The organism is Dyella sp. 2HG41-7 (assembly GCF_021390675.1).
In the GTDB taxonomy this organism is placed as follows: Bacteria; Pseudomonadota; Gammaproteobacteria; order Xanthomonadales; family Rhodanobacteraceae; genus Dyella_B.
The window spans coordinates 1643429-1656599 of sequence record NZ_JAJEJV010000004.1; the positions used below are offsets into that span (position 1 = coordinate 1643429).

At 59.7% G+C, this 13171-nt stretch carries 13 protein-coding genes; 3 read left to right on the forward strand and 10 right to left on the reverse strand.

What is annotated here, in order from left to right:
• Positions 1–8 precede the first annotated feature (8 nt).
• The 6 genes from L0U79_RS08650 to L0U79_RS08675 all read right to left on the reverse strand — a co-directional run bounded on the left by L0U79_RS08650 (position 9) and on the right by L0U79_RS08675 (position 6627).
• Positions 9–752, reverse strand: a complete 744-nt coding sequence (locus L0U79_RS08650; RefSeq protein WP_233841455.1) for a beta-ketoacyl synthase chain length factor — start codon at positions 750–752, stop codon at positions 9–11.
• Between the two features lie 181 nt (positions 753–933).
• A complete protein-coding gene (locus L0U79_RS08655) occupies positions 934–2157 on the reverse strand; it encodes a beta-ketoacyl-ACP synthase (protein ID WP_233841456.1) in 1224 nt (407 codons plus the stop codon).
• Positions 2154–4544: an MMPL family transporter gene (locus L0U79_RS08660; protein ID WP_233841457.1), complete on the reverse strand. Its 2391-nt coding sequence runs from the start codon at positions 4542–4544 to the stop codon at positions 2154–2156. The genes L0U79_RS08655 and L0U79_RS08660 overlap by 4 nt, the downstream gene beginning before the upstream one ends.
• Positions 4541–5146, reverse strand: coding sequence for an outer membrane lipoprotein carrier protein LolA (locus tag L0U79_RS08665; protein WP_233841458.1), 606 nt, complete (start codon positions 5144–5146; stop codon positions 4541–4543). The genes L0U79_RS08660 and L0U79_RS08665 overlap by 4 nt, the downstream gene beginning before the upstream one ends.
• Positions 5147–5319: 173 nt before the next feature.
• Complete coding sequence (locus tag L0U79_RS08670) at positions 5320–6096, reverse strand: glycosyltransferase family 2 protein (RefSeq protein ID WP_233841459.1); 777 nt, start codon at positions 6094–6096, stop codon at positions 5320–5322.
• 18 nt (positions 6097–6114) lie between these two features.
• Positions 6115–6627 (reverse strand): acyl carrier protein, encoded by a 513-nt coding sequence (locus L0U79_RS08675; RefSeq protein WP_233841460.1) that lies wholly within the window; start codon positions 6625–6627, stop codon positions 6115–6117.
• 174 nt (positions 6628–6801) lie between these two features.
• Here L0U79_RS08675 and L0U79_RS08680 point away from each other — a divergent pair, with 174 nt between their 5' ends.
• Positions 6802–8406: a tetratricopeptide repeat protein gene (locus L0U79_RS08680; RefSeq protein ID WP_233841461.1), complete on the forward strand. Its 1605-nt coding sequence runs from the start codon at positions 6802–6804 to the stop codon at positions 8404–8406.
• A gap of 67 nt (positions 8407–8473) precedes the next feature.
• Here the strand turns inward: L0U79_RS08680 and L0U79_RS08685 are convergent, their stop codons facing one another.
• The 4 genes from L0U79_RS08685 to L0U79_RS08700 all read right to left on the reverse strand — a co-directional run bounded on the left by L0U79_RS08685 (position 8474) and on the right by L0U79_RS08700 (position 10967).
• Positions 8474–9577 (reverse strand): Glu/Leu/Phe/Val dehydrogenase dimerization domain-containing protein, encoded by a 1104-nt coding sequence (locus L0U79_RS08685; RefSeq protein WP_233841462.1) that lies wholly within the window; start codon positions 9575–9577, stop codon positions 8474–8476.
• Positions 9578–9861: 284 nt separating this feature from the next.
• On the reverse strand, positions 9862–10017 hold the full coding sequence (locus L0U79_RS08690) for a hypothetical protein (RefSeq protein WP_233841463.1): 156 nt from the start codon (positions 10015–10017) through the stop codon (positions 9862–9864).
• Positions 10018–10132: 115 nt separating this feature from the next.
• Positions 10133–10501, reverse strand: coding sequence for a hypothetical protein (locus L0U79_RS08695; RefSeq protein WP_233841464.1), 369 nt, complete (start codon positions 10499–10501; stop codon positions 10133–10135).
• Positions 10502–10637: 136 nt separating this feature from the next.
• Complete coding sequence (locus tag L0U79_RS08700; RefSeq protein WP_233841465.1) at positions 10638–10967, reverse strand: hypothetical protein; 330 nt, start codon at positions 10965–10967, stop codon at positions 10638–10640.
• Between the two features lie 420 nt (positions 10968–11387).
• Between L0U79_RS08700 and L0U79_RS08705 the strand changes: the two genes are divergently transcribed.
• Positions 11388–11993, forward strand: coding sequence for a TetR/AcrR family transcriptional regulator (locus L0U79_RS08705; protein WP_233841466.1), 606 nt, complete (start codon positions 11388–11390; stop codon positions 11991–11993).
• A gap of 17 nt (positions 11994–12010) precedes the next feature.
• The gene (locus L0U79_RS08710; protein ID WP_233841467.1) at positions 12011–12943 is read left to right on the forward strand and encodes an alpha/beta hydrolase; all 933 of its coding nucleotides are present in this window, start codon (positions 12011–12013) and stop codon (positions 12941–12943) included.
• The last annotated feature ends 228 nt before the right edge of the window (positions 12944–13171 follow it).

A 13171-nucleotide genomic window follows, 5' to 3' on the forward strand; every position in this document is an offset into this window, starting at 1 on the left:
AGAGCGACTTACGGAATTCGCTGCCACATCCATTGACGCAATTTCCATGCATGGTCGAGTTTGCTTTCCCCGTTGCATAAGGCGCGCACGAAATCCAACGCGTGCGGCCACGTGCTAACGGTGGATTGCCCCTGATGCGATTCGAGATGCAGCTGCCAACGTTCGCCGTCGCGCGTGCCCGATGTCGAATCGATTCCCCCCAATCGCAGCGCCACAGCATACGAAAACGGCACGTCGTCGATCCACTCGTCGTACGCCGCGGGCGGCCGTTCTTCGGCGATCACCACCAACACCGAACGTGCGCCATCGCTCAGCAGCGTCGCGGCTTCCACCATCGCGTGTTCGAACGTATCGGCTTCGCCAGCAACCGCCACGGATTCGCCGTGTTGCCCGCGCAGAATCGACCATTGGCCGGCGATGGCGTTATGCACTGACAACCCGAATTGCGTGGGCGAGAGTGGTTGTTCCTGCGCCACGTCGCTCAACAACGCGTACGTGCGCGGTGTTTCGCCATGACGCGACGCGAATACAAACGGCAGTTGTTCGCCTTCCGCGCACAGCGGCCAAGCAACGTGCATGGTCATGCGCGCCAATCGGCTAAGCCTGCGCCGCTGCATGGCGGGCAGAAAATCGCACGACGGCTGCGCGTTGTCGTCATCGATTCGAACGGGTTGATGCGCCCACGCACGCCAGGCCTCGACGGTGTCGAGACCGGGTGCCCAGGCTTGCCATTGTTCGATGCGAAACTGCATCAAATCACCTTTAGCCTCAACAACGCCTGAGTGTCATTCCGGCGAAGGCCGGAATCCAGTTTCAATAGGTTGTGCGAAGCACACAAAATCTTTTTATGTCGTGTGCTTCGCACGTCAATCTTTACTGGATTCCGGCCTTCGCCGGAATGACGACTGGAAGGGATTGGCACATTCATGCGAATCAACCCAGCGCCTTAAAAATCAGCGACGTATTTATGCCGCCAAACGCGAAGTTGTTATTCATTACAAACTCCGTGCCCATCACGCGCCCCGAACCCACGATGTAATCCAGTTCCGCGCACGCGGCGTCAGGCTCGTGCAAATTGATGGTGGGCGCAAACCAGCCATCGCGCATCATCTGCACTGCCCACCACGATTCCAGCGCGCCACACGCGCCGAGCGTATGGCCCACGTAACTCTTCATCGAACTCACCGGCACGCGCTTGCCTAGCACCAGCGCAGTGGCGTGGCTTTCCGCCACATCGCCGCGATCGGTCGCCGTGCCGTGCGCGCTGACATAACCGATGGCTCCGGAAGAGAGCTGCGCATCCTTCAGCGCCAACTGCATCGCGGTCGACATGGTTTCGCTGGTCGGCTGCGTAATATGGTTGCCGTCGGAATTGCAGCCGAAGCCGACAATCTCCGCGTAGATACGCGCGCCGCGCGCACGAGCGTGTTCGTATTCTTCCAACACCAACGTCGCGGCGCCTTCACCCACCACCAAACCATCGCGCGCACGATCGAACGGGCGGGGCGTCAGATTCGCTTCATCGTTGCGCGTACTGGTGGCGAATAGCGTATCGAATACGGCGACGCCAGGGCCGGACAATTCCTCTGCGCCGCCGCATAACATCAAGGTCTGCTTACCCTGCTGGATCGTTTCGTAACCGAAACCGATCGCCTGACTGCCGGATGTGCAAGCGCTGGAAGTCGGCAGAATGCGACCTTTCAAACCGAAGAACACGCCGACATTGACCGCTGTCGTATGCGCCATCATCTGCACATAACTGGTCGCCGTCACACCCTGCATGGAACCGGTTTCCAGCATGCGACCCATCACGCGCACCGGGTCCACGCTACCGCCGGACGAACCATAGGCCACGCCCATACGACCGTCGGCAATGCTGGCATCGCCGTGCAAACCCGCGTCGCGCAGCGCGCGTTCGCTCGCGGCAACCGCCAATTGCGCCACGCGACCCATCGAGCGCAGATGTTTGCGCGGCCAATCGGGAATCTGAAAATCGTCGACGGGGCAACCAAGACGGCTGTTCAACGATTCAAAGAAATCCCACTCCGGCATGCGGCGCACCGCATTACCGCCTTGACGCAAGCGCGGTTCGATCTCGGACCAGTCGTGTCCAAGCGGCGTAATGCCGCCCATGCCGGTGATGACAACGCGTTTCATCGGCGGGTGCTCCGTGCAGAAGTAAGTCGCATAGACGTTTGTGATGCCACGCTGGCGGGAACCAGCAAAACGGTGAAGCCGATACCCAGCAGCAGGGTAAGTCCAAATTCGCGCAGCGCCGGCATCGAACTCCACGCCAGCAGTCCAAACGACAGCAATGCGGTAATCGCCGATAGCAGAACGCTGGCGTACATTGCGCCAGGACGATGCGTCACATGCGGCTCGCCCTCGCGCAGAAAAACGGCGTAATTGGCGCCCACGCCCAGCACCAGCATCAACGCCATCCAATGAAACAGCGTCAACGGATGATGCAGATAGCCGAGCACGGCGAGCGTAAACAACATGCCCAATACCGGCGGCGCCATGACGCGCGGCACGCTGCGCAAGCCATAACGCCAAGCGAATACCGGCGCGATCAGCATGATCGCCGCGAGCAGCCAAAGGCTGGCGTAGCGACGATAGCGACCAAAGAGATCCGAAACGCTAGACGCTTTATCCACCAACGTTACGCCGGGCAGATGGTCGGCAGCTTGCTTGAGCAACGCACTCGATACGTCGCCCTGCGGTAGAACTAGCGAAGCGGCGCCATGTTGCGCGCTGTCGCCCATCCACAAATAACCAAAAGGCGCGGCGAGTGGCGTTTTCAACCACACCTGCAACGTCAGCGGCGTCCCCGGCCACGCTTGCATAAAGCGTTCGATATCGGTGTCGCGAAAACCCGTAGCGTTCAACCATTGGCGCATGCGATCCGGTTGCGAAAACCAGGGCGCAAGCGATGCTTGATTGACGTGTTGACGTTGCAGCGATGGCACCATGCCGGCCAGACCAAGCCAGCCTTGCAGCTTTCCAGCGTCAACCAACCCTTGCAGTCGTTGCTCCAGCGCTTCTTCGCGTTGCAAGACTTGCTCGTCGTCCGCGCCTTGCATGAGATAAAACTGCGTCGCGTTGCCCAAGCCGGTGATATCGCGAATCTGCTTTTCTTGCGCCATCAACGTCGCGGGCGGGGAGATCAGCAAATGCACATCGTCGTCATGACCCAATTGCAGCCAGCCGGGTATCGACGCCACAAGCAGCAGCGCCGCGATGGCCACGCCGCGCCAACCCGATGCCAGCCGCGACGCGACGCCTTGCAACGCCAGCGCAATGCGGACCGAGGGCTCGGACAAGGGCTTGGCGAAACGTTGCAACAACGCAGGCAATAAAAAGAACACGCTAAGGCACGCGGCCGTCATGCCCGTCATCGCGAAACAGGCCATTTGCCGCAACGCCGAAAAAGGCACCAGTCCCAACAGCGCGTAGCCAAGCAACGACGTGCCCAGCGCCAACAGCAGGGCCATGCGCACCTGATGCAAGCCTTTTATCGGTTGCCATGCATCGCCAGCGTTCGCGCGCGCCGTCAGGTATTGAATGGAGTAATCCACCGCTTCGCCCAGCAAGGCGGCGCCAAACACCAGCGTCAGCAAATAGATATGGCCGAACATCAGCACGCTAACCGTTGTGGCGGCGACGATGCCGATAGCGGTGGAGAGAAACGCATACAGCAACGGCCCGGGCGAACGAAAAACCATTAGCAACAGAAGCGCAATGCCGACGGTGGAAATCAAACCCACCCGATGCACATCGCGTTCCGCATCCGCACGTGCCGATGCGGCGTAGAACAATGCACCCGTGCGCAGCACGCGCGTATCGGGTTGATCGTGTTCGATCGTGCGTTCGGCTTGATCCAACGCACTCAGTGCGCGTTGTTGAACGACATCGTCGTAGGAAGAGCCGCGCAACGTCGCCGTGATCAGCACATACGTGCCATCGTCGCGATGCGCCGTCAGTAAGTTATCTTCCGGCAGCAGCGGCGAACGACTCCACGGCTGCTGATCCAGCCAATGCTGCAACCAACCGAACGGATCGTCTTGAAGCCGCGTTCCAACGCCGGTGTCAAACGGCGCGTTGATGCGTTGCGCCAGCGCACGTGCAGGATCGTAACCGGGTTGAGAAAGCGCTTGGCGATCTGTGTCGGTCAGCAACGTAAAGCGGTGCGCCAAATATGGCGTAACCAGTTGCTGCAGATCGAACGGCGGCAATTCCGCCGTGACCGAGGCGAAAACATCGTCCTTGGCGAGCAGTTGCCCCAATTCCCGCGCCGCAGCTTTGGCGCGATCGTCGTCGGCGTTCGCGATCACCACAATCACGCGATCGCCATTGGCATGCGCCAATCGTTGCGCCGCTACTTCCGCTAGCGGATTGCGTTCGGTGGCCGGCAGCATCGCCAGCAAATCGGTTTCAATCGCGGAACCGCTACGCCCGAACAGCAGCCACGCGCCAAGCAATGCGACCAGCAACGTCGCCGCCACGAAACATCCAGCGCGCAGCCACAGGTTGCGCGACGTCATGGGGAACCGAGCGCGTGTTTTTCAAGCTCGCTGAGCGGGCCGGCGTCGCGGGTGTCGGTCATGTGAATAATCGTTTGACCGCCGTCCTGCATATCGACGCGGATGTCTTGCAGAAATGCTCCGCCATCGAGCTGGATGCTGCGAAGTACCTGCGCCACGCGCGCTTGTTTCGGTGTGAAGCTCAACGTCCAATTGCCCGTCGTACCGCTGGCGTTGACGTTGAATTGGCGCGTCACCGCTTCGATCTGCCCGGCAAGCATCGATTGCAACATCTGCGAGATCTGACTGACGCCGCGTTCGTTGCGCACTGTTTGCATGCGCCCATCCGCATCGATGCTGACCGTCTTGGCGCCGGTCAACGCCAGCGTTTGCTGATAGGGTTTCTGCGTTTGCCACAGCATGCCGTGGCCGGTGACGAACAGCAGTTGGCCGCTGCTGTTTTGTGGTTCGATCAACGCAGGATTCTTGCGCTGCTGCTCGAATGCCGCGCGCACGGCGCTGTGCTTGCTCAATTGGCCGAGCACGTCTTTCAGGACATCCGACGACGTTGTGTTTTGCGCCTGCGACGTAAAGCTGAAGCAACACAACACTATCAACAGCACCGCTAACCAACTCCCTCTCCCCTTTGGGGAGGGGGCTGAGGTGAGGGGGCGCCCTCGCGACAAACGCATATCAGGCAAAGCACCGAACGGATCGCAGCGCAACGATGAAGACGTGTCGCAAGATTCGCCCCTCACCCCAACCCTCTCCCCGGAGGGGAGAGGGAGCTGTTGCGTTAGGTCGCCCATGCCGCACTCCTTCGCCGCTTGCGCCACAACAACATCGGCACGCGAAGCACCATGCCAAAAAGCAAGCGCGTATGCATCGCCGAAATGCGCAGGTTGTCGTGCAGCATATGAAAGTGAGAGAGCCCGTTTTCCGGATAGATCACCCGGGTCGGCACGTTGCGCACCGGCACGCCGCACCACATCAGGCGTACCGCCACCTCGGTGTCGAAATCCATGCGCGCGGGCAGGGGCGCGCGATCGATTTCGGCACACGTTGCATCCAGCGGGTACAGACGGTAACCGCACATCGAATCACGCAGCGTGAACGATAAGGTTTCCATCCACACGCATACGTGTGTGACATAGCGTCCATACAGCCTGGCGCGCGGCACGCTTTCGTCGTAAATCGGCTGGCCGCAGATCAGCGCCTTGGGATGCGCGCAACCTTCGGCAAGAAAACGCGGCACATCACCGACATCGTGCTGGCCGTCCGCATCGATTTGCAGCGCATGCGAAAAACCCGCATCGCGCGCCGCAATCATGCCGCAAGAAAGCGCGCGACCCTTGCCGCCATTGCGCGGCAGGTGAATCACTTGAACTTCGGGCGAATCCAGCGCGTCGAGCACATCGCGCGTGGCGTCATCGCTGCCATCGTTCACGATCACCACAGGCAGCCCATGCGCGCGCAGTGCCTGCACCGTTGCCGCAATGGTGTCCTTGTGGTTGTAGATGGGAATCAGCGCGCAGGGATGAAAATCTCCCGCGGCGACTGGTGCATGCGGCATAAGGCACTCTGCCTGCAATCAACGAGTCAGCAGCATCCGCACGGTGGCGACGACATCGCCCACGGTGCGAACGTTTTTGAAATCCTCAGGCTTGATGCGCATGCCAGTCATGTCTTGAACCTGGATCGCCAGGTCCACGGCATCGATGCTGTCCAGCTCCAGGTCGGTGAACAGGTGCGCGTCAGGCGTTACTCGAACGGGATCGATCTCGAACGTTTCGTGCAGCACATCCTTGAGCCTGAGCAGGATGTCCTCGTCGCTGATCCCGGTTTTCATCATTGCGTTCATACACACCAGCCTGCGCTGCAGCCCTGCATAGCTTCCCCGTGCCTGTTTATCGGCTGCGCTTGTAACAGATAAAGCGCTGCAGCCGGATGACGCCAGGCCGTGAAAGCATCCCATTTTCCTAACCCGCGGAGCGGGCCCCCCTAAATCCGGCTTTGCCAATGCAAGCAATGCCTTACCGCGTATTTTCTTGCTGGAAAAGTCTAGCAGAAGTGCTGCGGATTGGTGTTTGGTGTTGGCGGGCAAAGCGAAAGAAATCGCAGACCGAAAGGCCGATATTTTTCAGTACTCAAAAGTACAGTTTTGATCCAGAACCACGCCGCGCTATCGCTTTCAGGGACTCTGGGCGGGCGCTGATCGATGGCTTGCCCTTTACCGTTAGCTATGTAAGTTTTCCCGTATCGACAGGGAATCCACGATATGACTACGCGTGTGCGCTGGCTTTTGCTGGTGGGAGTCGCTTTGGTCGGCATCGCCGGCCTATTTGCTTTATTACTGCCTCGAATCCTGCAGCCGCCGATGGCGGTGTTGCCTCATCCACTGCCGATCCACGCGATTACCCACTTTGAACCGCAGAAACCTCCCTTCACTGATGCGCAGTTTCAGCAGTTCATGGTGGACGCCAGAAAGGCGGAAACGATTGAGGATCCGTTGCAGCGGTGTTTGGCCTATCCCGATCCGCCGGGGCTGAACTGGTCCAAGGCTGCAACGGTCGCCTATTGCCACTATGTGCTCGATCCTCTGGTCAGCCGGGAAGAGGCGCGTGATTTCATACAATCCGGACGCACCGCGGAGCTTGATCGCCGCTACGCGAATATCTTGCACGCACAGCTCACCCAACCGAATTCGCAAGCCGTATTGGACCGGACCTTCAACGCCGATTTTTCCGGCAGTTCGGAAGCCAATCGCGCATTGATGGACGCATGGAAGCGTCAAGATCCAAAGAGTCCGTTTGCACTTGCTGCCAGCGGTATCTCGTATGTATCCATGGCTTGGGATGCGAGAGGCGGCGAGTACGCAGACAAAACTCCGCAATCCGCATTCGATGACATGAACCGTTTACTCCAGCAAGCGCGTACGGATCTAGATGCAGCAGTACAAATAGAGCCGAAACTGACTTCGGCGTATGCGACCATGATTTGGGCCGCTGGCCTTAGCGGCGATGTCGCTTATGGAGTGGAAGCTGCGAAGCATGGTCTCGCGGCCGATCCCGCCAATTTCTCGATCTATGGACGATTGGTTTGGATGGCGCAGCCCAAATGGGAAGGAGCGGCCTCTGAAACGGCACGTATCGTTGCGGGCGCCCAGCGACACGCGAAAGAGAACCCGCTATTGCTCTTGCTTTTATCGGAACGTACCGGCGGCGAATCCTATGTCGAGAATTGTCAATGCAATCCTCTTGAAGAGGAGAGGATGTACCAACAACTCTTTGCCGAGCCCGCACCAGAGCGGATGCTTGCGAGAGCGGGTTGGGCAGCAGAGAGTCGAGGCGCATCCAATTTTGGGGCGATTTATCGCTCGGAGGCGCTTCGCTTCGTATCCGATGACATTCAAGTTCGTCAAAGCCGTGCATTCGAATTGCCCGGCTTAGATCAGATGGATTGGGCGATATCGGAAGGAAATGCGCTGGTAGCGCTTACTCCGCAGGACGAGAATAGTTACGAAGCGCGCGGCCGCGCCTACGAAGTGTCCGGTCAAACCGATAGGGCCATACAAGACTACCAACAGGCGTTGCAATTGAATCCGGATGATGCCTGGGCCTTGGTGGCGCTGGCCGATATCTACGTGCACACAACCCACGATTGGGACAAGGGTTGGACGGTCACCAATCGCGTGCTCCAGCTTCACCCCGAAGATCAGCGCGCTTGGCTGCTTCGCGCAGACATTCAAAAAGGACAGCCGCGCGATGGACTGGATCAAACGATCGCCGATTTCAAAGCAAGATTTGGCGACGGTCCCGATCAGCAAGTGTGGATCGCGCAGATGAAATCGAAGCTACCGTCTGCCGTTCCCTCAACACAATGACCATCCCGCAACCATAAAAAAACCGCCGGCATCCCGGCGGTTTTTTTCATTCCAAGCAACGCAGCGATTACTGCCCGCGCATACGACCCGCAAAGCGCGGCGCACCGTTGCCCATATGCGGCAGCTTGATCTTGCCGATGGCTTCGATGCGCTCTTCGGCCAGACGGTCGGCGGCCTTGTAGGTCGGCACGCCCTGCGTCTTGCTGATTTCGAAGATGCGACCCAGGTTGTAGTAGATCGTGCGCATCATGCGCATGGCGCGTTCGCGGTTGTAGCCGTCGATTTCCAGCGACACGTTCATCACGCCGCCGGCGTTCACGGCGTAGTCCGGCGCGTAGAGCACGCCGCGACGCTGCAGTTCTTCGCCGATCGCGTCGTTGGCGAGCTGGTTGTTCGCCGCGCCGCAGATGATCTTCGCCTTGATGCGGTCGATGGTCTGCTCGTTCACCGTGCCGCCGAGTGCGCACGGCGAGTACACGTCCGCGTTCACGTCGTAGATTTCGTCCAGGCCCACGGCTTCGCAACCCAGTTCATCCACGCAGCGCTGCACGGCGTCTTTGTTGATGTCGGTCACGAACACTTTCGCGCCTTGCTCGCGCAGCAGCTTGATGAATTCGCTGCCCACGTGGCCCGCGCCCTGCACGGCGTAGCTGTACTTGCCCACGTCTTCGTTGCCGTACTTGAAGCTCAGCGCAGCCATCAGGCCTTGCAGCGTGCCGTACGCGGTAAACGGCGACGGATCGCCCGAACCGCCGTGCACTTGATGCACGCCCGTCACGTATTCCGTTTCGCGGAACACGTATTCCATATCGTTGACGTCGATGCCCACGTCTTCGGCCGTGATGTAACGACCGTTGAGCGAGTTGACGAAACGGCCGAACGCGCGGAACAGCGCTTCGGATTTGTCTTTCGACGGATCGCCGATGATCACGGCCTTGCCGCCGCCCAAGTTAAGGCCGGCTACGGCGTTCTTGTACGTCATGCCGCGCGACAGACGCAGCACGTCGTTCACGGCATCCTGCTCGGTCTTGTACGGCCACATGCGCAGGCCGCCCAGTGCCGGGCCCAGCACCGTGTTATGGATCGCAATGATGGCTTTCAGGCCAGCGTCTTTGTTATGGCAGAAGACGACTTCTTCATGGCCTGTTTTCGCAAGGGTTTCAAAAATCATTGGAACGTTGACTCCACGTATGACGGTGCCGGGGTTGGCAGCCTGGTATGGAAGCGTTTGGGCCCCGCCAAGGACCTGACGCCCGAAAACTCAAAACCCCAGCAAGAGGGCTGGGGTGATGAGTTAGCCCCATAAGTTTAGTACGACTCCCAAAACCGATGCTGACGCGCCGCAGCAAAGCCGCGAAAACACAGGCGTTTTTGCGTAATCCGGCCGGCCCAATCGCAAAAAACCTTTGCCGTTGACGTGTGCAGGACAAGTGATGACAACGTGCGGCCCGACCGTTATTCGCTTCGCCCTACAACGTCGGTTTGCAGCGTGCTCAGATAACCATTCAGTGCACGCAATGCGTACATCGGCAACGGCGCAAACGTTTGGTGATGTTGCGCAAACGCATGCGTGGATATGTCGATCCAAATCGTCATTTCGGTAACGGCCATGACGAATCCACGGCGCGTTAAACGAAACTTGCAATGCAAATTTCTTGCAAATTTTCGCCCACAAAAAAAGCCCCGCCGAAGCGGGGCGCTTTTCGATGCGAATGCGAGCGAACGCTTAGCCCTGCACCCACACACCTACATGGAAGTGCCAACCATCCTGGTGACGTTCCCAGTGCGGATGCTCGTAGTGATAACCCGGGCGCACCGGTTCCCAGTGACCGCGCATCGCTACATAGCGACCGCCATCCCAATGCCAGTAACCACGTGCCCACACATAACCCGGACGCGGCGGCGGCACTTCTTCCACCACTTCCACCGGCGGCGGCTGCGGCGCGATCACTTCCACCACCTGCGGCGGAGGCGGAGCAGGTTGCTCGACATACACCACGCGACGCGGACGCGGTGCGGGTTGTTCTTCCACGCAACCGGCGGTAATCGCCGTGATACCGACAAGCGCGAGCACAGCTGCAATACGCAATGACATAGGTACTTCCCCAGTAGATATGTGGTTCGAAAACCTGACGAGTTAAGCCAGATCGGTGGGTGAGTCTACACAGCAAGGGTTACGCGAACCTGCACTTAATCGCACGATAAAGCGCAGGTTTTTGCGTCATGCGTAATCAGCGACCCCAGTACCCGTCGCGCCAGTACCAACCCGGACCGCGTTGCGTCCAAGCGCCCGGATACCAGCGATAACCCGGTCGCGCATGCACCCACATGCCCGGCACCCAAACGTGACGATGGAAACGCGGTTGCCAACGCCAATAACCCGGCTCCCAAATCATGCCGCGACGCGGAGGCGGAACACGTTCGAAACGCGGAGGCGGCGGCGCAACGTTGATGCCGACGCCAACGCTTACCTGCGCAGAAGCCGGCGGCGTGTAGCTCACGCTGGCCAATGCAAGGGCAGCGCCTGCAACCAAAGCCAGTTTGCGAGTCATGCTGATCATGGTGTCCCTCTCTTGTTGAAAAGCAGCCACAGTCGTGGTGGCTGACAGTTGGAAAAACGCAGCCATGTTTCGATGTGTTGACGTGATTGCTTTCGCTTGTTCAGGAAACAGCAGAAATATTTGCGACGGCGTTGCTCCCACCCCTACGTCAGTAGGGGTGGGAGCAGATCTCCGTCTCCCTCCCCTACGAAAGTAGGGGAGGGCTGGGGTGGGGTCGCTTCGCACTCGCGAGAAACCTAAAAGAGCACGGCCAGCCCCACCAACCCCACCCCAACCCTCCCCTGCAAGCAGGGGAGGGAGCAGATCTTCAACTCCCTCCCCTACGAAAGCAGGGGAGGGAGGGTGCATCGGCCGGGTTAACACCCTCTACACGCCTTTCCCTCTAGAAATAAAACGAACGGTCGTGCTATTTTGCCTGCCATGAACGCAGCAACCACCCCCAGCAAAGGCGCCACCACCCGCGAGCTCATCCTGGACCACGCCTACGAATTGGCGCGCCAGGACGGCCTCGAAGGCCTCTCCATCGGCGCGCTGGCGCTCGGCGTGGGCATGTCCAAAAGCGGCGTATTCGCGCATTTCGGTTCGCGCGAAGAACTGCAACTCGCGCTGCTCGACGCCACCACCAAACGCTTTATCGATTTCGTCTTGCTCCCCGCCATCACCCAGCCACGTGGCCTCAAGCGATTGCGCGCGATTCTGGAGCGCTGGTGCGAATGGGGCCGCATCCATCAAAGCGGCTGCGTGTTGATCAGCGCGGTGATGGAATACGACGGCCGCGAAAACAGCGCGTTGCGCGCGCGCGTCAAGCAACAGCAATCCGGCTGGCGCGATGAGCTCATCAAATCCGTGCGCCAATCCATCGACGTCGGCGATCTGCGCACCGACACCCAAGCCGAACAGCTCGCATTCGAAATCTACGCGCTGCTGCTCGCCCTGCATCACGACGCCAGCCTGTTCGGTTTCGACGACGCGTACCGCCACACGTGGGCGGCGCTCGATCGTCTCTTCGCAAGTTATCAGCCCTGAACCCCCAGGAGCTCGCCATGACACGTCAAACCGTCTCCACGCATCGCCGTTCGTCGAACCACGCCTTCAAACTCGGCGCCGTACGCCTGGGTTTCGCCGTCGGCGGTCGCATCGCGCCCACGCGCACCGTCGATCGCGCCGCGCGTTTATTCGCCACGCCCTTCGCCAGCAGTCGCATTCGCGCAAACGCCGCCAAGCCCGATAGCGACATGCAACGCGGCGAACTGCGCATTCGCGGCGAAACCATCACCACGTACGTGTGGGGCGATCCAAAAACGCAACCTTATGTGTTGCTCGTACACGGCTGGTCCAGCTTCGGTCTTCGCTATTTGCCGTGGATCGAAAAACTCCGCGCGCTCGGTTTCGCCGTCGTCACGTTCGATCAACCCGGCCACGGCGCAAGCACTGGCAAGCTCTGCACGCTGCCCGATTTCATCGCCACCATCCGCGCCATCGGTAAGCATTTTGGCCACGCCGCGCTGGCCATCGGCCACTCCATGGGCGGTGCTGCCGTTGCCTTGGCGCAAGACGAAAACTGGAGCGCCGATCGCCTGGTGTTGATTGCCCCCGCCGCCGATATTGAAGCCGCCGCGAATCGCTTTATGCGCTTCGTACATCTCGGCCAGCATTTGAAAGAACCGTTCCTCACCTGGTACCACCAACGCACCGGCATCCATGCGCGCGAGCTGCAAGTGCATCACCATGTGCCGTCGCTTGGTCAACCCGGTTTGGTGGTGCACGATCTGGACGATCACGAAGTGCCGTGGGAAGAGGGCGAACGCTATGCGCGTTATTGGCCCGGCTCGCGTCTGCTGACCACGCAAGGCTTAGGTCATCACCGCATTTTGGATGCAGCGGAAGTTATCGACGCAACGCTTGCTTTTGTGCGCGGCGAAAACGTCGGCGATCGCATCGTCGCATCGCCCAACTTGCCGTTCGGGCTCGCCTAGAAATCTCCAACCACACATCGCAGCCCCAAAAAAACCTCACATCACCCCGGCCTTCGCCGGGGTGACGCGAGGTAAGAGGGTGCGCAGGAGAGGGAGGCAGCCACTTCAAGGCATCCACTACGCCCCGCTATACGTCTCCGAATCCCACACCTATTACAACGTCGTCACCATCCCGCCGCGCCGCCACGCCCACGCCGCAATCCCGCCACCACCCGCGCGCTTAACAGG